This is a genomic window from Actinoplanes sp. NPDC049599, assembly GCF_044465625.1.
GTDB lineage: Bacteria > Actinomycetota > Actinomycetes > Mycobacteriales > Micromonosporaceae > Actinoplanes.
In genome coordinates, this window is the sequence record NZ_JBITLX010000014.1 from 1 (window position 1) to 22,455 (window position 22,455).

21 protein-coding genes are annotated in these 22,455 nt (G+C 73.4%); 13 read left to right on the forward strand and 8 right to left on the reverse strand.

Features of this window, described 5'->3' with window-relative positions; all coding sequences use genetic code 11:
- Positions 1-127: 127 nt before the first annotated feature.
- The 3 genes from ACIBQZ_RS23710 to ACIBQZ_RS23720 all read right to left on the reverse strand — a co-directional run bounded on the left by ACIBQZ_RS23710 (position 128) and on the right by ACIBQZ_RS23720 (position 3,211).
- Positions 128-1,195: a GNAT family N-acetyltransferase gene (locus ACIBQZ_RS23710; protein ID WP_396090942.1), complete on the reverse strand. Its 1,068-nt coding sequence runs from the start codon at positions 1,193-1,195 to the stop codon at positions 128-130.
- 92 nt (positions 1,196-1,287) lie between these two features.
- The gene (locus ACIBQZ_RS23715) at positions 1,288-2,049 is read right to left on the reverse strand and encodes an amino acid-binding protein (protein WP_396090943.1); all 762 of its coding nucleotides are present in this window, start codon (positions 2,047-2,049) and stop codon (positions 1,288-1,290) included.
- Positions 2,050-2,194: 145 nt separating this feature from the next.
- Entirely contained in the window at positions 2,195-3,211 is a 1,017-nt protein-coding gene (locus ACIBQZ_RS23720) for a LacI family DNA-binding transcriptional regulator (protein WP_396090944.1), read from the reverse strand.
- Positions 3,212-3,424: 213 nt separating this feature from the next.
- Here ACIBQZ_RS23720 and ACIBQZ_RS23725 point away from each other — a divergent pair, with 213 nt between their 5' ends.
- From ACIBQZ_RS23725 to ACIBQZ_RS23785, 13 genes are all read left to right on the forward strand, one after another.
- Positions 3,425-4,132, forward strand: coding sequence for a pyrimidine reductase family protein (locus ACIBQZ_RS23725; protein ID WP_396090945.1), 708 nt, complete (start codon positions 3,425-3,427; stop codon positions 4,130-4,132).
- 95 nt (positions 4,133-4,227) lie between these two features.
- The gene (locus tag ACIBQZ_RS23730; RefSeq protein WP_396091118.1) at positions 4,228-5,988 is read left to right on the forward strand and encodes an ATP-binding protein; all 1,761 of its coding nucleotides are present in this window, start codon (positions 4,228-4,230) and stop codon (positions 5,986-5,988) included.
- A gap of 9 nt (positions 5,989-5,997) precedes the next feature.
- On the forward strand, positions 5,998-7,149 hold the full coding sequence (locus ACIBQZ_RS23735; protein ID WP_396090946.1) for an exonuclease SbcCD subunit D: 1,152 nt from the start codon (positions 5,998-6,000) through the stop codon (positions 7,147-7,149).
- A complete protein-coding gene (locus ACIBQZ_RS23740; protein ID WP_396090947.1) occupies positions 7,146-9,635 on the forward strand; it encodes an AAA family ATPase in 2,490 nt (829 codons plus the stop codon). Before ACIBQZ_RS23735 ends, ACIBQZ_RS23740 begins: the two co-directional genes overlap by 4 nt.
- Positions 9,632-10,600, forward strand: a complete 969-nt coding sequence (locus tag ACIBQZ_RS23745; protein WP_396090948.1) for a hypothetical protein — start codon at positions 9,632-9,634, stop codon at positions 10,598-10,600. Before ACIBQZ_RS23740 ends, ACIBQZ_RS23745 begins: the two co-directional genes overlap by 4 nt.
- Positions 10,601-11,068: 468 nt before the next feature.
- On the forward strand, positions 11,069-11,743 hold the full coding sequence (locus ACIBQZ_RS23750) for a sigma-70 family RNA polymerase sigma factor (protein ID WP_396090949.1): 675 nt from the start codon (positions 11,069-11,071) through the stop codon (positions 11,741-11,743).
- On the forward strand, positions 11,740-12,513 hold the full coding sequence (locus ACIBQZ_RS23755; RefSeq protein WP_396090950.1) for a zf-HC2 domain-containing protein: 774 nt from the start codon (positions 11,740-11,742) through the stop codon (positions 12,511-12,513). The genes ACIBQZ_RS23750 and ACIBQZ_RS23755 overlap by 4 nt, the downstream gene beginning before the upstream one ends.
- Before the next feature lie 402 nt (positions 12,514-12,915).
- Entirely contained in the window at positions 12,916-13,596 is a 681-nt protein-coding gene (locus ACIBQZ_RS23760; protein ID WP_396090951.1) for a hypothetical protein, read from the forward strand.
- 208 nt (positions 13,597-13,804) lie between these two features.
- The gene (locus ACIBQZ_RS23765) at positions 13,805-14,590 is read left to right on the forward strand and encodes a DUF4142 domain-containing protein (RefSeq protein ID WP_396090952.1); all 786 of its coding nucleotides are present in this window, start codon (positions 13,805-13,807) and stop codon (positions 14,588-14,590) included.
- A gap of 103 nt (positions 14,591-14,693) precedes the next feature.
- Positions 14,694-15,926: a Pecanex-like protein 1 gene (locus ACIBQZ_RS23770; protein WP_396090953.1), complete on the forward strand. Its 1,233-nt coding sequence runs from the start codon at positions 14,694-14,696 to the stop codon at positions 15,924-15,926.
- A 353-nt stretch (positions 15,927-16,279) separates the two neighbouring features.
- Positions 16,280-17,182: a DNA-3-methyladenine glycosylase family protein gene (locus tag ACIBQZ_RS23775; protein ID WP_396090954.1), complete on the forward strand. Its 903-nt coding sequence runs from the start codon at positions 16,280-16,282 to the stop codon at positions 17,180-17,182.
- Between the two features lie 35 nt (positions 17,183-17,217).
- Complete coding sequence (locus ACIBQZ_RS23780) at positions 17,218-17,979, forward strand: ROK family protein (RefSeq protein WP_396090955.1); 762 nt, start codon at positions 17,218-17,220, stop codon at positions 17,977-17,979.
- A gap of 9 nt (positions 17,980-17,988) precedes the next feature.
- Positions 17,989-18,723 (forward strand): HAD-IA family hydrolase, encoded by a 735-nt coding sequence (locus ACIBQZ_RS23785; protein WP_396090956.1) that lies wholly within the window; start codon positions 17,989-17,991, stop codon positions 18,721-18,723.
- On the opposite strand, the gene ACIBQZ_RS23790 is transcribed toward ACIBQZ_RS23785, so the two are convergent.
- From ACIBQZ_RS23790 to ACIBQZ_RS23810, 5 genes are read right to left on the reverse strand one after another with little or no spacing between them, the layout of a single operon-like run.
- Positions 18,720-19,361 carry a GntR family transcriptional regulator gene (locus ACIBQZ_RS23790; protein WP_396090957.1) on the reverse strand — a complete coding sequence of 214 codons (642 nt, stop codon included), beginning with the start codon at positions 19,359-19,361 and terminating at the stop codon, positions 18,720-18,722. The two genes, ACIBQZ_RS23785 and ACIBQZ_RS23790, sit on opposite strands and share 4 nt — an antisense overlap.
- 33 nt (positions 19,362-19,394) lie before the next feature.
- Complete coding sequence (locus ACIBQZ_RS23795; protein ID WP_396090958.1) at positions 19,395-20,246, reverse strand: biotin-dependent carboxyltransferase family protein; 852 nt, start codon at positions 20,244-20,246, stop codon at positions 19,395-19,397.
- A complete protein-coding gene (locus ACIBQZ_RS23800; RefSeq protein WP_396090959.1) occupies positions 20,243-20,860 on the reverse strand; it encodes an allophanate hydrolase subunit 1 in 618 nt (205 codons plus the stop codon). The genes ACIBQZ_RS23795 and ACIBQZ_RS23800 overlap by 4 nt, the downstream gene beginning before the upstream one ends.
- Entirely contained in the window at positions 20,857-21,621 is a 765-nt protein-coding gene (locus tag ACIBQZ_RS23805) for a putative hydro-lyase (RefSeq protein WP_396091119.1), read from the reverse strand. Before ACIBQZ_RS23805 ends, ACIBQZ_RS23800 begins: the two co-directional genes overlap by 4 nt.
- Entirely contained in the window at positions 21,621-22,382 is a 762-nt protein-coding gene (locus ACIBQZ_RS23810; protein WP_396090960.1) for a LamB/YcsF family protein, read from the reverse strand. The genes ACIBQZ_RS23805 and ACIBQZ_RS23810 overlap by 1 nt, the downstream gene beginning before the upstream one ends.
- Positions 22,383-22,455 lie beyond the last annotated feature (73 nt).

Genomic DNA, 22,455 nt, shown 5'->3' on the forward strand with positions numbered 1-22,455 from the left:
CGGGGGGGCCGGCGGGGGGGGGCCCCCCGGGCGGGTTGTGGGGGGGGGGGGCGGGGCCCCGCCCCGGGGGGGGCCCCCCCGGGGGGGGGGGGGCCGGGGGGGGCCCCCCCGCCGCCGCTCTCACCCGTCACCCGGAGGTGGCAGGAGTCTCCTCGTTCGCCGGCCGGTTGCCCGCCACCGGCAGCGTCAGGCTCAGCAGCGTCCCGTCCCGCTCGCCGCGGCCGGCCACGCCGAACCGGCGCAGCGTGCGCAGCATCGCCACGTTGTCGGCGCCGGTGTGGGCCACCAGGGCCGAGCAGTTCATCCGGGCCGCCCCGGCGGTCAGCCGGCGCAGCAGCGCGGTGCCGATGCCGCGGCGCTGCCAGGCGTCCTGCACCAGCAGCGCGATCTCGCCCAGGTCACCCTCGGTGAGCAGGTTGGCCATCGCGACCACCCGTTCCTCGCCGGCCGGGTCCACGTGCAGGGCCAGCAGGGTCAGGCCGTTTGCCGGCTCCAGCATCCGGCGCAGCCGGGCCTCCGACGGCACCTGCATGCCGCTCAGATAGCGGAGCTGGCGGGAGCGCATCGAGCTGCGGGCGTGCAGCCGCCGGACGCCCTCGACGTCGTCGCCGGTCGCGGCGCGGATCAGCAGCTCGGCGCCGTCCGGCAGCAGCAGCGTGGTCTGTTCGCCGGCCCGGCGCACCAGGGCGCCGCTGACCTCGACCAGCGCCTGCGCCCGGGCGTATTCGGCCGGGGTGAACGCCGGCGCCGGCCGCAGCACCTCGTAGGTGCCGCCGGACGGGTCGATGAGCGTCATCCGCTCCTCGTCGAAGCCGTGCAGCACCACCGTGCCCTCGGGCCGCCAGCGCACCTCGGCCGCGTCGAGCAGCGTGACCAGCGCCTCGCCCAGCGAGTCGGGGTCGTGCACCAGCCGGCCGGCCAGGGCCAGCGCCCGGGTCGGCTGGTCGGCCAGGCCCTGGGCCTCGGCGCGGGTGACGAAGGCCTCGCGGCCCCGGCCACGGGCGATAGCGGCCTGCAGCTCCTGCTCCGACATCGTGTCCGGCGCGTCGACCAGGAAGTCGTCGACCGCGCCACCCTCGGTGGTGTGCACCTGGACGGCGAGGATGTTGACCGACCGCAGCGCGAGGCTCGCGGTGAGTACGGAGAGGTATCCCGGACGATCCTCGACCGTTGCCCTGATCCGCCACAGCGCCATGCTCGGCACTTCCTCTCGGGTCGACTCGCGTCCTGAACCGAACCTAAGCGTGCCTCGCCGGTGTTACCTGCGCATTGCTTGAGCTGGGACGACTATGAGGGGTCAATCACAGCCGTAGCGACCGGGGGCACACCGGCGTGGTCCAGCCGGTCGCCGAGGATCACGGCGGCGGCGCGGACCAGCTGGGCGATCCGGTCGACCTCGGTGATGTGGAACGCGGCGGCCGGCAACTCGTCGTCGTCGCTGCGGGCGATCACCAGCACCAGGCCGGCGCGGCCGAACGGGGCCACCGCATACCGGGTGCCGTCGGCGCCGGTCATCGGCCGGGCGCGCAGCGGGGTCACCTCGGGCAGGCGCAGCGGGGACGGCGCCCGCCAGCTCGCGTACGTCACCGTGGGCTCGCTGCCGGTCGGCAGGCGCAGGGACGGCTCGTCGGCCGGGGCCGGCCGGGGTGCGGCAGTGCGCGCGGCCCAGTCGGCCGGCACCATCGCGGCGGCGGCCCAGTCGGCGGCCAGCAGCCCCGGCACGGCGTCGACCAGCGTGGCCAGCCCGTCCGCCGGGTTCGCCGCGACCTGGGCCAGCAGCTCGGCGTCGTGCCCGCCGGAGACCGGGGCGCCGATCGCCCGCCAGACGCCGTCGACCTGCACCCCGGGGATGGCGGCGAGGCCGGCGAGGAGCCGTTCGACGCGGGAGGCGCCCGGCCAGACGACGGTGAAGTCGTCCACCGCCCGCCCGCCGAGTCGCTCCAGCACGACGACCTGGACGATGTCGGCCCCGGCGACGCCCAGCGTGCGCGCGACCTGACCGAGGGCACCAGGGCGGTCCGGCAGAGTGACCCGTACCCGCAGCAACATGCAACTCCTCCCGTCTGGACGACGGCACGGCGGTGCCGTCCCATGCGCCAAGATTGCCCAAGCGGCGTTTCGACCCCGTTGCGCCGCCGTGTCCCGGTGGTCAATGCGCAGAGTTATGCCCGGAGTCACACCAGGGTAGGACGGGTCAGGCGGAGGCGCGACGGACCAGGTGGGTGTCGAGCAGAACGTGGGAATTCGCCACCGGCTCGCGGCGGATCCGGCACACCAGCAGCTCGGCCATCCGCCGGCCCATCTCCTCGACGGGCTGGTGGACCGTGGTCAGCGGGGGCTCGCACTGGCGGGCGACCGGCGCGTCCTCGAAGCCGATGACCGCGACGTCCTGCGGCACCCGCAAGCCGGCGTCGCGCAACGCCCGCAACGCCCCGCTGGCCATCAGGTCGGAGGCGACGAAGACGGCGTCCAGGTCGGGCTCGAACTCCAGCAGGGTGCGCATCGCCTTGGCGCCGCCGGCCTCGCTGAAGTCGCCGTACGCGACCAGCTCCGGACCGCTGACCGCCGCGCGGTAGCCGGCCAGCCGGGCCCGGCCGACCTCCATGTCCTGCGGCCCGGCGATCGTGGCGACCCGCCGGGCGCCGTTGCCGAGCAGGTATTCGACCGCCTTGCGGGCGCCCGCGGAGTTGTCCACGTCGACCGAGAAATCGCTCTCCGCGGCGCGCGCGGAGCGACCGCCGAAGACGAACGGCATGCCGCGCTCGCGCAGCACGGCGGGCAGCGGGTCGTCGTCGTGCAGCGAGAGCAGCAGGACGCCGTCGACGTGCTGGCCGGTCAGGTGGTGCTCGACCCGCTCGCGCTGCTCGGGTGAGGCGGCCATCGCCAGCCACAGCTGCAGCGGGGTCTCCAGCAGGGCCGCGTTGATGCCGCGCAGCACGCCGGCGAAGAACGGCTCGCCGAAGACCCGCTCCTGGGATTCCGACACGACCAGCGCGACCGAGTCCGTCCGCTGCGTCACCAGCGAGCGGGCCGCCCGGTTGGGGACGTAGCCCAGCTCCTGGATGGCGGCCTCGACGGCGGCCTTGGCCTGCGCGCTGACCTGCGTCGACCCGTTCAGGACGCGCGATGCGGTGCCGCGGCCGACACCGGCGCGCGCCGCGACGGCGTCGAGCGTCGGTCGCCCCGGTGCACGGACGGGTTGCCTGGTCATCCGGGCATTATCGCCCTCAGGCCCGCTGATGTCTCGCCCCCGGGCGGTTGGATGTGACCTTGACCGGTCCGGACCGTCCCGCGGCTACTGTGCAGGGATGATCTGTCGTGCGTGCCGGGAGCGCCGGCATTCCGAGTGCAAGGGCGGGTCCTGGTGCGACTGCCAGCACCGTCCCGTCGAGCCCACCCCGCCGGTCACCGGCCCCGCCGGCCCATGATCGAGGCCCGCGACGCCGACCTGGTCGAGCGCTATCCGCGCCGGTCGCAGCCGGTGCTCCGGGTCAACTTCGTGGCCAGCGTCGATGGCGCCGTCACGGTGGACGGCAAGTCGGGTGGCCTGGGCGGGCCGGGCGACAAGCTGATCTTCGACTCGCTCCGGATGGTCTGCGACGCGCTGGTGGTCGCCGCGGGCACGGTCCGCAGCGAGAACTACGACGCGTTACGCCTCACCGCGCCCGCCCGCGCCTGGCGCCGGGCCCACGGGCTGCCCGAGTTCCCGCTGATGGTCATCGTCTCCGGCTCCCTCGATCTCGACCCCGAGCAGCTGGTCTTCGCCGACGCGCCGATCCGGCCGCTGGTCGTCACGCACGCCGCCGCGCCGGCCGGCCGGCGGGCCGCGCTGGCCGGGGTCGCCGAGATCATCACCGTCGGTGACACCACGGTCGACCTGGCCGCGGCGGTCCGGGCGCTGCACGACCGGGGCGCGACCCAGCTGCTCTGCGAGGGCGGCCCGCGGCTGTTCGGCGCGCTGATCGCCGCCGACCTGGTCGACGAGCTGTGCCTGACGCTCTCGCCCCGGCTGGTCGGCGGCAGCGCCGGCCGCATCGCGACCGGGCCCGACGGCCCGCCGCGCGAGATGTCCCTGGCCGGCCTCCTGGCCGACGGTGACATGCTCTTTCTGAGGTACGTCCGCAGCCGCTAGAAGTTGTGGACAAACCTGTGGATGACCCCTAGAAGTTGTGGACAACACGTGCCAACCGACGTGCCGTCCGTCAGATGTCATACGTCTGGTGCAACATGATCGGCGTGTCTGACGAAGTGGTCGAAGTGAGCGAACCGGTCGGGCGTGTCCTCGGCACTGCCGACGCCACCCCCCTGCAGTTCTGGACGGCGGTCACGCCGGGCAGTTATCTGCAGCTCGACGACGTCGTGGTGACCCAGCGTGAGCTCCCCGGCCGCGAGCCGGTGACGATCGCCGGCGTGGTGACCCAGGTCCGCGCCCGGCACGAGGGCGCGCAGTTCGACTCCGACGTCTTCGCCATCGCCGACGGCACGCTGCCGGCCCTGGTGCAGGAGGCGGCCGAGATCACCACCACCCGGGTCGACCCGGAGCTCTACGTGCCGCCCGCGCCCGGCGCGGTCGTGCACCGTGCCTCCGGCGCCGCCCGCGACGCGGCCCTGCACTTCGACCGGATGGAGCGCCGGGTCCCGATGGGCACCGGCCGCGACGGCGTGCCGGTCTTCCTCAACGCCGACTTCCTCGACGGCACCCGCGGCGCGCACGTGTCGATCTCCGGCATCTCCGGCGTCGCCACCAAGACCAGCTTCGCCACCTTCCTGCTCTACTCGGTCTTCCGCTCCGGGCAGCTGGGCGGCGACGCGGTCAACGCCCGCGCGCTGATCTTCAACGTCAAGGGCGAGGACCTGCTCTTCCTCGACCACCCCAACACCAAGCTCGACGAGGCGACCGAGGCGGCGTACGCCCGGCTCGGGCTGCCCGCGACGCCGTTCCCCGACGTGCGGGTCTACGCGCCGCCGCGGGCCGGCGACTCCTCCGGCGCGCCCGACGTGCAGAGCCGGCTGACCGGGGTGGACAGCTTCTACTGGACGCTGGAGGAGTTCTGCTCCTCGCGGCTCCTGCCGTACGTGTTCGCGGACGCCGACGACGAACGCCAGCAGTACACGATGGTGGTGCACTCGGTCACCGCGCACCTGGCCCGGCACGCCCTGCCGGCCGAGGGTGGCATCAGCATCGACGGGCGCCGGCTGTCGTCGTACGGCGACCTGGTGGACCACGTCGTCGACCAGCTCACCGACGACGAGACCCGGTCCACCTGGGCGGGCAGCGCGGTCAACATGGGCACCGTCAACGCGTTCGCCCGCCGGCTCATCGGCAGCAAGCGCGACCTGGCCCGGCTCATCCGGGGTGACCTCGCGGCCCGCCGCCCGCACCAGATCAAGACCGCGGAGAGCGCCCAGGTCACCGTCGTCGACCTGCACAACCTGCCGGACCGGGCGCAGCGCTTCGTGGTCGGCGTGACGCTGAAGACGGAGTTCGACGACAAGGAGAAATCGGGCACCGGCCGGCCGCTGCTCTTCGTGGTGCTCGACGAGCTCAACAAGTACGCGCCCCGCGAGGGCTCGTCGCCGATCAAGGAGGTGCTGCTCGACATCGCCGAGCGGGGCCGCTCGCTGGGCGTGATCCTGATCGGCGCGCAGCAGACCGCCAGCGAGGTCGAGCGCCGCATCGTGACGAATTCAGCGATCCGGGTGGTCGGCCGCCTCGACCCGGCCGAGGCCTCCCGCCCGGAGTACGGCTTCCTGCCGCCGGCGATGCGTCAGCGCGCCCTGCTGGCCCGCCCCGGCACGATGTTCGTCAACCAGCCGGACATCCCGGTGCCGCTCTGTGTCGAATTCCCCTTCCCGGCCTGGGCGACCCGCAAATCGGAGTCGGGGCCGCCCCCGGCAGCCACGATGCGCTCGATCGTGCAGGGCGTCGACCCGTTCGCGGTGGTCGGCGGTCGCGGCGGTTCGTCCGACGACGACATTCCGTTCTAGGGTGCTGCGATGCGCATCATGCACACGTCCGACTGGCATGTCGGGAAGGTCCTGAAGGGCCGGACCCGGCACGAGGAACACATCACGGTGCTCGGCCAGGTGGTGGAGATCGCCCGCGCCGAGCAGCCCGACCTCGTGATCATTGCCGGTGACCTGTACGACACGGCCGCGCCCTCGCCCGACGCCGTCCGGGTGGTGACCCGGGCGCTGTCGGCGCTGCGCCAGACCGGCGCCACGGTGATCGCGATCGGCGGCAACCACGACAACGGCCAGGCCCTGGACGCGCTCCGGCCCTGGGCCGAGGCGGCCGGCATCACGCTGCGCGGCTCCGTCCGGGACAAACCCGACGACCTCATCCTGACCGGCACGACCGCCGGTGGCGAGCGCTGGCGGGTGGCCGCCCTGCCCTTCCTCTCCCAGCGGTACGCGATCCGCGCGGTGGAGATGTACGAGCTGACCGCCGCCGAGGCCAGCCAGACGTACGCCGACCACATCGCCCGGCTGATCGCCCGGCTCGCCGAGGACTTCACCGAGCCCGGCGTGGTCAACCTGGTCACCGCCCACCTGACCGTGATCGGCGCCAGCACCGGCGGCGGCGAGCGCGAGGCGCACACCGTCATGGGCTACGCGGTCCCGGCCACCGTCTTCCCGCCCGGCACCCACTACGTCGCCCTCGGTCACCTGCACCGCGCACAGTCGGTCATCGGCCCGTGCCCGGTGCGCTACAGCGGCAGCCCGCTGGCGGTCGACTTCGGCGAGGAGGAGAACATCAGCTCGGTCGCGATCGTGGACGTGTCGGCGGAGAAGGCGGCCAAGGTCCGCGACGTGCCGGTGACCTCGGCCCGCATGCTCCGCACCGTGCGCGGCTCGCTGGACCAGCTGGCCACGGTCAACCTGCCGGAGGCCTGGCTGCGGGTGTTCGTCCGGGAGACACCCCGGGTGGGGCTCCGCGAGGACGTCCAGGAGCTGCTCCCCAACGCCCTGGAGGTGCGCATCGACCCCGACATGGTGCCCGACCGGGCCGGCGAGCGGATGGCGCAGCGGGCCGGCCGGTCGCCCCGCCAGCTCTTCGGCGACTACCTGGACAGCCGGGGCACCGCCGAGGAAGGCGTCCGGGAACTCTTCGACGAGCTGTACGACGAGGTGAGCACCAACTCATGAGGCCCCTACGGCTCGACATGGCCGGGTTCACGGTCTTCCGCGACGAGACCACGGTCGACTTCACCGACGCGGACTACTTCGCGCTGGTCGGGCCCACGGGCTCGGGCAAGTCCACGGTGCTCGACGGCATCTGCTTCGCCCTCTACGGCACGGTGCCCCGCTGGGGCGGCAGCCGCGGCATCGGCAACGCGCTGGCCCCCTCGGCCACCGAGGCCCGGGTGCGGCTGGTCTTCGAGTCGGCCGGCTCGCGGTACGTGGCCACCCGGGTGGTGCGCCGCGACGGCCGGGGCAACGTCAAGACGGCCGGCGCGGGCCTGCAGCTCATGCCGCCGGGCTTCGACGTGACCCGGCTCGACACCGGGATGAGCCTGGAGGACCTGGGCGACGTGCTGGCCGGCACCCCGGCCGAGATGGAGAGCGCGATCATCGAGGCGGTCGGGCTGCCGTACGAGCAGTTCACCAGCTGCGTGGTGCTGCCGCAGGGGCAGTTCGCCGACTTCCTGCACGCCAAGCCCGCCACCCGGCAGCAGATCCTGGTCAACCTGCTCGGCCTGCACGTCTACGAGGAGGTGCAGGCCAAGGCCGCCACCCGGGCCACCAAGGCAGAGGCCCAGCTGGCCACCCTCGACCAGCTGCTCGCCGGGCTGGTCGACGCCGACGACGAGGCGGTCGAGGCCGCCGAGGCGCGGCTGACCGCGATGCGCGAGCTGACCCACGCGGTCGAGCAGGCGGTGCCGCAGCTCAGCGCGGTCCGCGACCGGGAGGCCGAGCTGGCCGCGGCCCGCGACACGATCGCCGGCGAGCTGGCCGTGCTCGCCAAGGTGAGGATGCCGGCCGGCAGCGCCAAGGTGGCCGAGGCCGCGGCCGCCGCGCGCCTCGGCGCCACCGAGGCGGCGCGAGGTGTGCGCACGGCCGAGGAGCACGAGGAGAAGGTACGCGGGGAGCTGGCCGCCGCCGGTGACGCGGGCTCGCTCGGGCTGCTGCTGGACCGCCACCTCGAGCTGGACCGGCTGACCGGGCAGGCCGAGTGGTTCGCCGGCGAGGTCTCGGTCGCCGAGGTGGAGTACAAGGACGCCGTGGCGGCCGCCGACCTGGCCCGGGCCGCGCACACCGGCGCCGAGATGCTGCTGGAACAGGCCCGCGCGGAATACGCGGAGGCGCAGACCCTGGACCGCGCTGCCGCCCTGCGCGCCCACCTGACCGCCGGCCACGACTGCCCGGTCTGCGCCCAGCCGGTCACCGAGGTGCCGCCGGTGCCGGAGGGCTCGGCCGTGCAGACCGCCGAGCGCACCGGCAAGGCGGCGCGGGCGGCGGCGGACGTGGCGTCCACGGCCTTCAAGCAGCGCGACGCGGTGGCCCGCGAGCTGGAACGCGGCCTCGACCGCAAGCGCGCCCAGCTCGAGCAGCACCGCGCCCGGCTGACCGAGGTGCGCGCGGCCCTGACCGACTCGCCCGGCGTCGAGGCCCTGCGCCGGCGCCTCGACGAGCTCACCAAGCTCCAGCGCAAGCTCGACCACGCGGGCGCGGCCGTCCGCGAGGCCCGCGAGCTCCAGCGCAAGGCCCACGCGGCGGTCACCGCCGCCGAGGAGCAGCAGCGGACGGCCTGGCGCTCGTTCGACACGGTCCGCGACGCGGTGGCCCGGTTCTCGCCGCCGCCGGCCGACCGCGACGACCTCGCCGCGGCCTGGTCCGCGCTGGTCGAGTGGGCCCGGGAGTCGTCCCGGCAGCGCGAGCAGGCCCGGACCGAGGCGGTCGCGGCCGTCGAGGCCGCGCACGCGCAGACCCAGCAGGCCCGCGCGGCGGTGCTCACGTTGTTCACCGACGCCGGGATCGCCGCGCCGTCCGGCGGCGCCGACGCCGACCTGATCCGCGCGGCCGCGGTGGCCGCGGAACGGGCCGGCGCGGCCTGGCAGCGCCTGGTCGACCGGCGCGAGCAGGCCCGCGAGTTCGCCGAGCAGCGGGCCGGCCTGCTGCTCGCCGGCCGCACGGCCAAGGCGCTGGCCGGGCACCTGCGGGCCAACAACTTCGAGCGCTGGCTGCTCGAGGAAGCACTTGATCTGCTGGTCGACGGCGCGTCGCGGATCCTGCGCGAGCTGACCGGCGGACAGTACGACCTGATGCACGACAAGGGCGAGTTCTACGTGATCGACCACCACGACGCGGGCCTGCGGCGCGGGGTCCGCACGCTGTCCGGCGGGGAGACGTTCCAGGCCTCGCTGGCGCTGGCGCTGGCCCTCTCCGAGCAGCTGGCCGGCATGTCGACCACGGCGGCGAGCCTGGAGTCGATCGTGCTCGACGAGGGCTTCGGCACCCTGGACGCGGCGACCCTGGACGTGGTCGCCGCGACCCTGGAAAACCTGGCGGCCCGCGGCGACCGGATGGTGGGCGTGGTGACCCACGTCCACGCCCTGGCCGACCGGGTGCCGGTCCGCTTCGAGGTGCACAAGGACGCCCGTACGGCCCATGTAGAGAGGGTTGGTCTGTGACGCGGATGTTCGTCGACTCCTGGGACCCGTCGTACGGTGCGTCGTTCGAGGGCGACTCGTCGGACGGCCCGGGGTCACCCAGCAGCGCCCAGGTCGACACGGACGTCGAGGTGCCCGCGGCGCAGTGGGCGCCGATCGACGTCTCGACCCGGGTCCGCTGTCCCGACGTGGTCTTCCTGGTCGACGGCGTCCGCCGCAACGACGCGGGCCTGTGGACGGCGGAGGAGGACGGCATGTCCTACGCCGGCCTGGCCGCCTCGTACGCCGCCGGCGTGGTCCGCTGCGACCTGCGCAACGGCATCGCGGAGCTGGCCGGCGCCCGGGTGGCCCGCGGCCTGTTCACCGCCTCCCCGACCGCGGAGGACCTCCAGGCCGGCTCGGTCCGCTACGAGGTGCACCGGGTCAGCGGCGCCGGGGAGGCGAGCAAGCTCCCGGCGGCGGTGCAGGCACCCCTGACCGCCCTGGAGATCGACATCTCGGGCGCGGCCCGCGACGGCGGCTCGGACGGCGCAGACCTGCTGGTGGTGGACGGCCCCCTGCGCAACCGCCGGCAACTGCCCCGCACGATCGGGTACGTGAAGACGCAGCAGAAGCAGTACCTGCCCGCGACCCTGACCACGGTGGTGACGTCGCTGAAGCCCACCCAGCGCACGCCGGTGTTCCAACTGGGCACGGTCTGGGGCGGCTGGTCCTGGTATCTGCGCCTGCCGGGAGCCTCGGGCGCGCCGTGGTCGGGCATCGTCCGCATCGAATGCTCCCCGGACCTGACCCCGGCGGAAGCGGTGGAGCTGGCCGACCTGTCGTCGGCGACGCTGCCGAGGTTCGCGTCGTCGTCGTACAAGGACCCCCGGGCGCCGCAGAACCTGGTGCCTATCGCGGGCCTGGAGCGGCGGCTGCGCGGGATGCTGGGCGACGCCCGGGTGCTGCACCGGGCGCTGGCGCTGGCGACCGCCCGCAGCCGCTGAGCCGGTTGACCGGGCTGGCTGGTCGATTCACTAGTTTTGTGAGTTTTTGGGTTCCGGGGGCACGGTGGCCGTTCGCGCCACCCGCCCTGCCGGGTCGGCCTGTTTCCCCTGCCCAGGTGGCGACCCGGGCGCTGTGGACGGCGCGGTGTCCCGCCGCGTACGCCGGATTTCGGGACCCTCGGTGAGGGCGGTGCCACCTCCAGCGACCGTGCCCGGCCCTTGGCGCACTCCGCGTCTGTCGCCTCCCCAGGCGTCCTGAGTATTATTCGCGTGCCCCCGAGTACATATCGGTGTCTATGCATGAAAGTCGCGCCCCCACGCGGCTTGGACCCGGAGGATCCTCTTGCAACTGCTCCTCGATGCCGGCCGGCCCGTAGGGCTCCCGGAAATTTTCCCGTTCGCGTTGATCCCGGCCGGTGCCCCCAGCCGTATGACAGGCGACGGGGAAAGCACCGGCTGGAGGATTCGATGCATGCGTTGGTCATGGAACGGCTCACGCCGGACAGGGTGTGTGCGATGACGCAGCAGCGGTCCGGTGGCGGGTGGCAGGCTCTCGACGGAGGCCGTGGTGCGGACAATGATGATGCCGTGATTCCACGACAGGCCCGCCACGGGGCCGGGTCGGAGGCGAGCCACGAAGACACGCTGGTCCGGATGCTCTACGAGGAGCACGCGGGACCGTTGCTGATGTTCGTGCTGCGCCTCACCGGCGGCGACCGGCAGCGGGCCGAGGACATCGTGCAGGAGACCCTCCTGCGCGCCTGGCGGAACGCGCACCGGCTCGGTGCCCAGGGCCAGCAGTCGCTCCGTCCCTGGCTGGTGACCGTCGCCCGGCGCATCGCCATCGACGACCACCGCAGCGTCAGCGCCCGGCCGCCGGAGACGTACGACCGGGAGCTGGAGAGCTTCCCCAGCACGGCCGACGACACCGACCGCGTGCTGCAGCTCATGACCGTGACCGACGCGCTCCGTACGCTCAGCCAGTCGCACCGTGAGATCCTGGTGGAGACGTACTTCCGCGGCAAGACCGTTCCGGAGGCGGCCGAGGTTCTCGGCCTGCCCCTGGGCACTGCCAAGTCTCGTGTGTACTACGCCCTGCGGGCCCTGCGTACGGCCTTGCAGCAGCGGGGGGTGACGGAATGACCCAGGAACAGCACTTCGACGTCGCGTCGTACGCGCTGGGCGTGCTCGACGAGCGGGACGCCTCCCGGTTCGAGGACCATCTGATCGACTGCCCGACCTGCGCCATCGAGCTCGAGTCGCTGCTGCCGGTCGTGGACATCCTCTCGGACGTGGACGCCGACGCGCTCGTCGCCACCGAGCAGTCCCGGCGTGACGGCCTCATGCTCAAGCAGATGATCGGCGAGGTGAAGCGGGAGCGCCGGCGGGCCAACAGCCGGCGGCTCTACTCGCTGGCCGCGGCCGTGGTGGTCTTCGCGATGCTCTCGATCGGCGCGCTCTTCGCCGGCGGGCAGTGGCTCGGCAACTCGGACCCGGCCGCCCCGACGCAGCAGCGCTCCAGCAAGCAGCTCGACCCGCTGCCGCTGGCCGAGGGCGGCACCGGCATCGGCGGCCCGGACCTGGTCGGCGAGCGGATGACCAACACCGACCCGCGCAGCGGCGTCACCGCCGACGTGGCCCTGGAGAGCAAGGACTGGGGCACCCAGGTCTCGTTCGCGGTCTCCAACATCAAGGGCCCGCTGACCTGCCGGCTCGTGGTGGTCCGCACCGACGGCGCCTCCGAGGTGCTGTCGACGTGGAAGGTCGGCGACAAGGGCTGGGGCACGGCGGCCCAGCCCGACCCGCTGCTGCTGCAGGCGGTCACCGCCCTGCCCCGGGAGGACATCGCCCACCTGCAGATCCAGTCCGTCGACGACAAGGGCACCGGCGAGGCGCTGGTCCGCGTCCCCTGATCGCGATCGTGACAGAAGCCCGGCCGGGCGACGCGCGGCCGGGCTTCTGCATGTCCGCTCCGCCACCGGTACGGCGCCAGGAGCCGCCAACCGCAGACCCGAGGTCCCGGCGCCGACGTGGCGCCGGCCCGCCGGGACGGACCGGCTGAGAGCGGCGCCGCCGGCAAAGCGAACGGAATGCGCGGGCAATTACTCGTTGCGAATGCCCCGGCACGCACCGCGACAAAAGGTGCCGACGGTCCACTCATTTACGGACCGCGCGCCGCCAGGGTTCAATCCAAAATCAAAGAATTTGTTTGGCCCGATTCTTCAACCGCTGGCAGCCCGCCCGCGTACTACAGCGCGGACACGGAGATCGATCGATCCAGTTGGAGGGCACCAGTGGTACCGGAGAAGCGAAAGTTGAAGGTCGTCGGCGCCTCTATCGCGGCGGCGTTCGCGCTGACCGGTTGCGCCCCGGCGGGACTGGACAACGCCAGTGACTACGGCGCGGAACCGGCTGCCAACGCCGTCGACGCCACCGCCACCCCGACGCCCGGTGCCGAGCCGGAGGACGACGCCGCCGAGGACGGGGCCGAGGCCCCCGAGCTCAGCGCGGACGAGGTCACCGACGAGCTCAACGCCGTCAAGGTCAAGCGCATGGGCGAGACCGTCCAGAACCAGGACGGCTTTGTGCTCTACCGCTTCGACGACGACAAGGTGAAGCCGAAGGCCGTGTCGAACTGCTACGACGACTGCGCCAAGGTGTGGCCGCCGGCCGTCATCAACGCCGGCGAGAAGCCGAAGGTCGACGGCGTCGACGCCAAGCTGGTCGGCACCGTCGAGCGCAAGGACGGCACGCTGCAGCTGACCATCGACAACTGGCCGGTCTACACCTACATCGGTGACAAGAAGGCCGGGCAGTGGAAGGGCCAGAACGTCGGGAAGAAGTGGTTCGTCATCACTCCCGAAGGCACCAAGAACCTGACCTGCCTCCCGGCTCCGTCCAAGGCTGTCGCACCGCCGGCGGATGAGGAAGAGGGCGCCGCCGAGTCCGGTGGCGACGCCGGTGGCGACGAGTCGGGCTCCGACTACAGCTACTGATCGACCTGTTCGGGTGCGGCCGGACGACGCTCACCGGCGTCGGCCGGCCCCCGCCACGAATGCTCGCAAGTCCATAATTCTTCGTTAAATCGGGCCTAAGAATTCCGTATTCGCAGGCCCGCCGGGAAATGCTTCTCCTATCGTTTCCCACGACCGGCCCCCGGGCCGCCGGAATTGTTTACCCGAACCGACGTCGGAGGTGTGAAAGATGATTGCCGCTCGCTCGACGCGCCGGCTGCACCGCTGGCTGGTGGGCGTCCTGGCAATGGTCCTGACGGTCCTGCTGGCTCCGGCGGGAGTGGCCCGGGCCGCAGACGGCCCGGTCCCCGTACCGCCGAACACCGGTCTCACCGACAAGGGCGCCGGCGCGGTCAGCGCCGCGGATCGCGACTTCGTCATCAAGGTCCGGCTCGCCGGGCTCTGGGAGATCCCGGCCGGCAACATGGCCATCGAGAAGTCCGAGGACCCCCGGGTCGTGAACATCGGCCGGACCATCTCGCAGCAGCACGTCGTGCTCGACAAGCTCGACATCGCGGTCGCCAAGAAGCTGGGCGTCGCGCTGCCGAACCAGCCGAACAGCGACCAGCAGGGCTGGCTGAACGAGATGAAGAACGCGGAGACCGCCGCGCAGTTCGACCAGATCTACATCGACCGGCTGCGGGCGGCGCACGGCAAGATCTTCCCGGCCATCGCGACGATCCGGGCCAGCACCCGCAACGACTCGGTGCGCAAGCTGGCGCAGCAGACCAACCAGTTCGTGATGACCCACATGACCCTGCTGGAGAGCAGCGGCATCGTCGACTTCGGCTCGCTGCCGACCGCCCCGGCCCCGGCCGCGGCAGGCGGCGGCCCGGTGCCGGTCGACACCCAGATGCTCGCCGCGGCAGGCGCCGGTGGCGTCCCCGGGGTCAACACCTCGGTCATCCTCCTCGTTCTCGCCGGCGCCCTGGTCGCCGGTGTGATCACCACAATGCGCATCTTCCGGACGCGATAGCCCGCGGACGGCACCGACCTGGCCAGCCGACCAGGCCGTACGGCATCACCCCCAGGCGGCTGCTCCACCGCCCGCCACGTGTGCGACAGAGAAAGGTGTCACCATGCGAAGGTCGCAGTACCGGCGCGAATCCTCGAAGTCAAAGTGGTTCACCGGTCGGCGCCGGATCATCGCCGCGGTAGCCACCCTGGTTGCCTTCGGCGGCATCGTCACCGTCACGCAGGTCTCGGACGCGAGCACGAAGCGTTCCACCCAGCGTGCTCTGGCCGCCTGCAACAACATCCAGGCCCCGAAGTCCGGCAAACTGTCGACCAAGACCAAGAAGGGCACCTACACCACCAACGGTGGCAAGGTGACCCAGCACGCGGACGACGGCTCGGGCGACGTGCCGACCACCGCCCAGATGCGCAGCCGCTGCCGGCAGTGGGTCATGCAGAACGCGGGCAACAACACCGGCGGTAACAACAACGGTGGCAACAACGGCGGCGGCGCGGCCTCCCCGGCCCCCTCGGCCAGCAACGACACCAACGCCGGTGGCGGCGGCAACACCGGCGGCAACACCGGCGGTAACAACAACGGCGGTAACAACGGCGGCAACACCGGTGGTGGCAACAACAACGGTGGCAACAACGGCGGCGTCGTGACCCCGCCCCCGGGCGCCGGCCTGGGCATCCTGGCCAACAGCTGCGAGGGCAGCCAGCTGCAGGCGCACGACGGTTTCCAGAACGGCAACCGCTGCGTCTCCACCGAGTTCGGCGAGGTCGGCGCGCAGGAGAACAACCCCTCGCTGCTGATCACCGAGGCGCCCACCCAGGTGGCGCCGAACACGCCGTTCACCCTGCGGGTGAGCACGCGCAACCTGATCCGGGACCGCTTCCTCGCGGCCGGCCAGGGTGGCTACTACGTGGAGAGCTCGGTCCTGCAGGGCGGCCTCGTCCGTGGCCACTTCCACACCGCCTGCCGCATGCTGGCGAACACCAACGAGGCTCCCGACCCGGCGCCGGTCCCCGCGTTCTTCGTGGCGACCGAGGACCGGCAGGGCAGCGCTGCCCCGGACGTGGTGACCATCCAGGTCGCCGGGCTGCCCGCCGAGGGCACCGCGCAGTGCGCCTCGTGGGCCGGTGACGGCTCGCACCGCATCCCGATGATGCAGCGCGCCAACCAGACCCCCGCCTTCGACGCGGTGCGCATCGAGGTCGGCGGCGGCGGCAACCAGGACCAGGGCCAGGGCAACCAGGACCAGGGCAACCAGGACCAGGGCCAGGGCAACCAGAACCAGGGCGGCAACAACAACGACCAGAACAACAACCAGAACGACCAGAACCAGAACAACTGAGTACGGAGCCCTGCCGCTACCGGAACCGAACCCCCGCGGGGTCGCGTCGCCTGAGGTGACGCCGCCCCGCGCGGGACCCCCCGTCGGGACCGGCCGCCGTCCACCCCCCTGAGGACGGCAAGACCAGCGGCAGGCGGCACGAGCAAGGAAACGGCTGACGAAAGGAGGCGCGGGACCCGCTCGAGCCGAGCTACGCAGCTCCGCTACCGGGTGACGCGGACCGACTCGGGTGTCCGCCAACCCGCACGATGGCCCTGACCGGGAGCGCGGTCAGGGCCATCGGCACGTCCGGGTCCCGGAGCGGCCGGGCGGGAGGGTTGGCCGCGGGCGGCGAAGGTGGCACAGTGGCCCGGGTGACGAGGACCCGCCGGTTGACGCTGCCGGACGGCTATCAGTTCACCCGCACGCTGCGGTCGTTGCTCGTGGTCCGCCACGACCCCTGCGGCAAGCTCGGGGAGGGCGAATTCTGGCTCTCCGCGCGTACCCCGGAAGGGCCAGGGTCCCTGCACCTGGCCCGCGCGGGCGCGGAGCTCACCGCGACCGGGCACGGACCTGGCGCGGCCTGGCTGGTCGACCGCGCGGACGCGATCGCCGGCCTGCGCGACGACCTCGGCGACTTCCCCGCCCGGGCGGCGTCGCACCCGCTGGTCGCGCGGCTGGCCGCCACCTTCGCGGGGGTCCGGTTCCCGGCCACCGGCCAGGTCTTCCACCGGCTGATCCGGGCCATCCTGGAGCAGAAGGTCACCGGGATCGAGGCCCACCGGGCATACCGGGCGATGGTCCGGCACTTCGGCGAGCCGGCGCCCGGGCCGGCCGAGCTGCTGCTGCCGCCCGACCCGGAGGCCGTGGCCGCGACGCCCTACTGGGTCTTCCATCCGTTCGGCGTCGAGCAGCGCCGCGCCCAGGCGCTGCTGCGGGCCGCCGTGGCCGCCGCCCGGCTGGAGCGGTGCGCCGACAGCGCCGAGGCCACCCGCCGGCTCACCGCGATCCCCGGCATCGGCCCGTGGACCGCCGCCGAGGTGGTCCGCACCAGCTACGGCGATCCGGACGCGGTCAGCGTCGGCGACTTCCACATCCCGAACTCGGTGGCCTGGGGGCTGGCCGGTGAGGCCCGGGGCACCGACGCCCGGATGCTCGAGCTGCTGGAGCCGTTCGCGGGCCACCGCGGCCGGGTCTGCGAGCTGCTGGCGTACGGCGGGATCAGCGCGCCCAGGTTCGGCCCGCGGATGCCGATCAGGTCCTTCGCCAGGTTCTAACTGTTGCCCGGCGGGCCCGCGTTGCACACTGGGGCGTGGCTTTCACGTTGACGATCGACTGCGGTGGCGGCGGCATCAAGGGGTCCGTGCTCGACGAGGCGGGCACCATGCGCGCCCACCCGCTGCGCGTCCCGACGCCGTACCCGTTGCCGCCCGATCTGTTCGTCAAGACGCTGGTCCAGCTCGGCGAGCGGCTGCCGACCGCGGACCGGGTCACCGTCGGCATGCCGGGCATGCTGCGCCACGGGGTGGTGGTGGCGACCCCGCACTACGTGACCCGCAGCGGTCCCCGGACCAGGGTGGACCCGGAGCTGGTCGAGGCCTGGCGCGGCTACGACGCGCGGACCGCGCTGGCCGAGGCCTTCGGCCTGCCCACGCTGGTGCTCAACGACGCCGAGGTGCACGGCGCGGGCGTGGTGGCGGGCACCGGCTGCGAGCTCATCCTGACCCTGGGTACGGGCCTGGGCTGCGCGCTGTTCGACGGCGGCCAGCTCGCCCCGCACCTGGAGATGTCGCAGGCGCCGGTGCGGTGGGGGATGAGCTACGACACCTACATCGGTGAGCACGAGCGGCGCCGGCTCGGCGACGCGCTCTGGTCCCGGCGGGTCCGCAACGTGGTCGAGGGGCTGCGCCCGGTATTCCTCTGGGACCGCATCTACCTCGGCGGCGGCAACTCGCGGCTGATCACCCCGGCCCAGCTGGCCCGGATGGGCGACGACGTGGTGGTGGTGCCGAACACCGCGGGCATCGTCGGCGGGGTCCGCGCCTGGACGCTGCGGACGGACAGCGGTCGCTAGGTTGGGGGCATGCTGACCTTCCCCGCCGCCCTGCTGCTCGACTTCGGTGGGGTGCTGGCCGACGCCCCCGCGCCGGAGCCCGCGCCGCCCGAGCTGGTGCTGCGGCTGTTCAACGTGACCGGCGGGGCGCTGTCGCCGGGCGAGATCAACAGGTCGCTGACCGCCGGCCACGCCGCGTACGGCGCCTGGCGCGACGAGGACCATCCCGACGAGCTGAGTCACGCGGACTACTGGCGGCGCTTCGTCACGACCGGCTGGCCGGCCCCGGCGCAGGAGGCGGTCCGGCTGCACGCCACCGAGCTCGCGTACGAGGCGACGTGGCGGTCGACGTGGGCGCTGCGGCCGGGCATCCCGGAGGCGCTGCGGGCGGCCCGCGCGGCGGAGCTGCCGATGGCGGTCGTCAGCAACACGTTGTGCGGGGCGGCGCACCGCGACTTCCTCGCCAGGGCCGGGGTGGGTGGCCTGTTCGCCGTGCAGATCTACAGCGACGAGGCGGGCGTCCGGAAACCCAACCCGGAGATGATCTGGCGGGCCACCCGGGAGCTGGGCGTGCCGACGGAGAAGTGCTGGTTCGTCGGCGACAGCCGCCAACGCGACGTGGTGTGCGCCCGGCGCGCCGAGGCCGCCGCGGCGATCCTGATGCGGTCGCCGCGCACCGATCGCGAGGACCCGACGGGGCTGCCGGAGCCGGACGTGCTGGTGGCTGACGGGTTCGGCCTGCGTGACCTGTTGCCGGCCCGTTAGGGCAGGTGGCCCAGGACGACGCGTTCCGAGGTCAGCAGGTAGTCCCGCAGCACCGCCGCGGCCTCCTGCGCCTTGCCCGCCTCGTAGCTCGCGGCGATCTCGTCGTTCATCGCCACGAACGGCCGGTGCAGCGCCTCGATGTTGGGGGCTGCCACGAAGGCGAGCCGCAGCTCGGCCGTCAGCTGGCGCATCCAGCCGTCCAGCCGGGGGCTGCCGGCCAGCGCCACGATCTGCTCGTGGAAGTGCATGTTGGCCGTGCCGACGGCGCGCCAGTCACCCGCCGCGATGCCGCGTTTCGCCTCGTCGACCGCCGCCCGCATGCCCTCGGCCCGCGGCGGGTCGGTCGGCGCCTGCGCCAGGGCGGTGCACTCCAGCAGCACCCGGACCCGGTAGATGTCCGCGATCTGCGCCGAGGTCAGGGTCGCCACGAACACGCCCCGGTGTGGGTGGCGGACCAGCAGGCCCTCCTCGACCAGCGTCGAGAACGCCTCGCGCAGGGTGTTGCGGGAGACGCCGAGCGGGCCGGTGAGCGACGACTCCGCGAGCCGGGTGCCCGGCGCCAGCTCACCGTTGATCATCGAGCTGCGCAGCTGCTCGACCGCCCGGGCCGCGGAACCGGCCTTCTCCACCGTGGTCACCTGGTCAGTCAATCAGCCGGGGCGGCGGAGCGGTCAGGCGGGAGCCACCGCGAACCGCAGCCGGGCACCCGGCCGGGCCTGCGCGGCGCGGTCGGCGGCGGCCGGGGTCAGCACGGCGATCACCGGATAGCCGCCGGTGACCGGGTGATCGGCCTGGAAGATGATCGGGTGCCCGTCCGGCGGCACCTGCACCGCGCCGCGGACCACACCCTCGCTGGGCAGTTCCTCGGTCCGCGCGCGGGCCAGCACCGGGCCGGCCAGCCGCAGCCCGACCGAGTCGCTGGCGGGCGAGACGGTGAACTCCGCGCTCAGCAACGTCTCGATCGCGGCGGCGGTGAACCAGTCGTCCCGGGGTCCGAGATCAACTTCGAGGGGCGCGTCGTCCGGCACGCCCGGTGGCGGCTCCACGGGGTCGCCGGCCGCGGGCGGGGGGCCGATCGGCAGAGTGTCGCCGACCGCCGGCCGGGGCGGGCCCATCCCGGCGAGCTGGTCGGTGGACCGCGAGCCCAGCACCGCCGGCACGGCGAAGCCACCGCGGACCGCGAGATAGCTGCGCAGCCCGCGCCGCGGCACGGTCACCGCGACCACCGCCCCGGCCGGGACCTCGACGACCTGCTCCACCGCGGTCCGCACGCCGTCCACTGTGAGCACCGCGTCGGTGCCGGTCAGCACGAGGGTCGCCGGCACGTCGCAGCGGACCCGCAGGCCGCCCAGCGTGCACTCCAGCGCCGCCGTCCCGCGCGGGTTGCCGGCCAGCGCGTTCGCCCGGGCGTACGCGCTCCGGTCCACCGCCCCGGACGGCGCCACCCCCTGACCGGCGTGCCCGGGCCGGCCCTCGTCCTTCAGCACGGTCAGCGGCCCGGTCCGCAGGATCGTCATCGTCATCGGTCCACCGCCTTGAAGATCACTTCGATGCCCGGCACCAGCAGCGCCGGCTCCGGGCGGTCCAGGTCCCACATCCGGGCCGAGGTGTTGCCGATCAGCTGCCAGCCGCCCGGGCTGTCGTTGGGATACACGCCGGAGAAGCGGCCCGCCAGGCCGACCGAGCCGGCCGGGATCCGGGTCCGCGGCGAGTCCCGCCGGGGCACGTCGAGGCGCGGGTCGCCGCCGGTCAGGTAGCCGAAGCCGGGGGCGAAGCCGGCGAAGGCCACCGTCCACCGGGAACCGGTGTGCAACGTGACCACCTCGTCCGGGCTCAGCCCGGTGCGCCGGGCCACCTCGGTGAGGTCCGGGCCGTCGTACCGCACCGGGATCTCCACCGAGCCCAGGCCGGCGCGACGGGACCCGTCGACGTGCAGCCCGGCCGTGGCCTTCTCGACCGCCGCCGGGGACGTGACGGCCGGGTCGAGCCGGATCAGCACGGTCCGGGCCGCGGGCACCAGGTCCACCACGCCGGGCAGGTCCGCCGTCCGCAGCGCGGCGTAGAGGGCCAGCGCCTGGTCGAGGTCGTCGACCTCGACCAGCAGCGCCTCCCGGCCGCAGCGGAGAAATCTCGTCATCGCTCATATTCCGTGTCGGGGACGTCGGTCACGAACATGTGGCCGGGCGCGTGGGTGATCGCGTACGGCACCTGGGATGCCATCACGGCGGCCTGGGGCGTGACGCCGCACGCCCAGAAGACCGGCACCTCGCCGGCCCGGATCTCCACCGGGTCGCCGAAGTCGGGGCTGCCCAGGTCGGTGATGCCCAGCCCGGCCGGGTCGCCGACGTGCACCGGGGCGCCGTGCACGGCGGGGAACCGGGCGCTGACGGTCACCGCGTCGGCGACCCGGTCCGCCGGGATCGGCCGCATCGAGACGACGAGCTCGCCGCGCAGCCGCCCGGCCGGGCGGCAGGCCCGGGAGGTGCGGAACATCGGCACGTTGCGGCCGGTGGAGATGTGCCGGACGTCGATGCCGGCGGCGATCAGCGATGCCTCGAAGCTGAAGCTGCACCCGATCAGGAACGCCACCAGGTCGTCGCGCCAGGCGGCGGTGGCGTCCGGGACCTCCGCGATCAGCCGGCCGTCCCGCCAGATCCGGTACAGCGGCAGATCGGTGCGCAGGTCCGCGCCGCCGGCCAGTTCCGTGTGCGGCGAACCCGGGTCGCCCACGTCCAGCACCGGGCATGGCTTCGGGTTGCGCTGGGCGTACAGCAGCATGTCCCAGGCCCAGTCGCGGGGCACCGCGATCAGGTTGGCCTGGGCCAGGCCGGGGGCCAGCCCGGCGGTCGGGCGCACCAGCCCGGCCCGGAAGCTCTCCCGCAGCCCGGCGGCCGACATCACGAGCCGGCCCCGGCGAACGCGCTGATCGGCACGCCGGCGCCGGCCAGGGCGGCGTGCACCGCGCGGGCCATCGCGACCGCGCCGGGGGAGTCGCCGTGCACGCAGATCGAGTCGGCCTCCACCTTGATCACCGTGCCGTCGACCGTGACCAGCGTGCGGTCGGTGACCAGCCGCAGCATCCGCTCGGCCACCTCGGCGGGGTCGTGCAGCAGCGCCCCGGGCTCGCGCCGGGAGACCAGCGTGCCGTCCGGGTGGTAGCCGCGGTCGGCGAAGGCCTCGCGGACGGTGGCCAGCCCGGCCTCCTCGGCCAGGTGCAGCAGCGCCGAGCCGGGCAGGCCCATGACGGGCAGGTCCGGGTCGTACCGGCGGACGGCGTCGACCACGGCGGCGGCCTGCTGCTCGTGGTGCACGACGGCGTTGTAGAGCGCGCCGTGCGGCTTGACGTAGAGCACCCGGTCGCCGGCCGCCCGGGCCAGCCCGTCCAGCGCGCCGAGCTGGTAGATCAGGTCCGCGACCAGGTCCGCGCTGTCGTAGTCGATGAAGCGGCGGCCGAAGCCGGCCAGGTCCTGATAGCCGACCTGCGCGCCGATGACCACACCCTTGGCGACCGCGCTCTCACAGGTGGCCAGCAGGGTCCGCGGGTCGCCGGCGTGGAACCCGCACGCGACGTTGGCGCTGCTGACCACGTCGAGCATCGCCTCGTCGTCGCCGAGCTGCCAGGTGCCGAAGCCCTCGCCGAGGTCGCTGTTGAGGTCCATGTCGAGACTCCTTGCGTCGGGTCGATCGGCTGCCGCGGGCGGGGCTGCCGAGAGAGTGCGGCACGCCCCGCCC

Excerpts from the sequence above, each read along its gene's own strand:
- ACIBQZ_RS23720 (WP_396090944.1), bottom strand. The coding sequence starts at position 3,211 with ATGACCAGGCAACCCGTCCGTGCACCGGGGCGACCGACGCTCGACGCC.
- ACIBQZ_RS23800 (WP_396090959.1), bottom strand. The coding sequence starts at position 20,860 with ATGACGAGATTTCTCCGCTGCGGCCGGGAGGCGCTGCTGGTCGAGGTC.
- ACIBQZ_RS23740 (WP_396090947.1), top strand. The coding sequence starts at position 7,146 with ATGAGGCCCCTACGGCTCGACATGGCCGGGTTCACGGTCTTCCGCGAC.
- ACIBQZ_RS23785 (WP_396090956.1), top strand. The coding sequence starts at position 17,989 with ATGCTGACCTTCCCCGCCGCCCTGCTGCTCGACTTCGGTGGGGTGCTG.
- ACIBQZ_RS23730 (WP_396091118.1), top strand. The coding sequence starts at position 4,228 with ATGATCGGCGTGTCTGACGAAGTGGTCGAAGTGAGCGAACCGGTCGGG.
- ACIBQZ_RS23735 (WP_396090946.1), top strand. The coding sequence starts at position 5,998 with ATGCGCATCATGCACACGTCCGACTGGCATGTCGGGAAGGTCCTGAAG.
- ACIBQZ_RS23795 (WP_396090958.1), bottom strand. The coding sequence starts at position 20,246 with ATGACGATGACGATCCTGCGGACCGGGCCGCTGACCGTGCTGAAGGAC.
- ACIBQZ_RS23750 (WP_396090949.1), top strand. The coding sequence starts at position 11,069 with ATGCATGCGTTGGTCATGGAACGGCTCACGCCGGACAGGGTGTGTGCG.
- ACIBQZ_RS23725 (WP_396090945.1), top strand. The coding sequence starts at position 3,425 with ATGATCGAGGCCCGCGACGCCGACCTGGTCGAGCGCTATCCGCGCCGG.
- ACIBQZ_RS23755 (WP_396090950.1), top strand. The coding sequence starts at position 11,740 with ATGACCCAGGAACAGCACTTCGACGTCGCGTCGTACGCGCTGGGCGTG.
- ACIBQZ_RS23710 (WP_396090942.1), bottom strand. The coding sequence starts at position 1,195 with ATGGCGCTGTGGCGGATCAGGGCAACGGTCGAGGATCGTCCGGGATAC.
- ACIBQZ_RS23770 (WP_396090953.1), top strand. The coding sequence starts at position 14,694 with ATGCGAAGGTCGCAGTACCGGCGCGAATCCTCGAAGTCAAAGTGGTTC.
- ACIBQZ_RS23810 (WP_396090960.1), bottom strand. The coding sequence starts at position 22,382 with ATGGACCTCAACAGCGACCTCGGCGAGGGCTTCGGCACCTGGCAGCTC.
- ACIBQZ_RS23805 (WP_396091119.1), bottom strand. The coding sequence starts at position 21,621 with ATGTCGGCCGCCGGGCTGCGGGAGAGCTTCCGGGCCGGGCTGGTGCGC.
- ACIBQZ_RS23715 (WP_396090943.1), bottom strand. The coding sequence starts at position 2,049 with ATGTTGCTGCGGGTACGGGTCACTCTGCCGGACCGCCCTGGTGCCCTC.
- ACIBQZ_RS23765 (WP_396090952.1), top strand. The coding sequence starts at position 13,805 with ATGATTGCCGCTCGCTCGACGCGCCGGCTGCACCGCTGGCTGGTGGGC.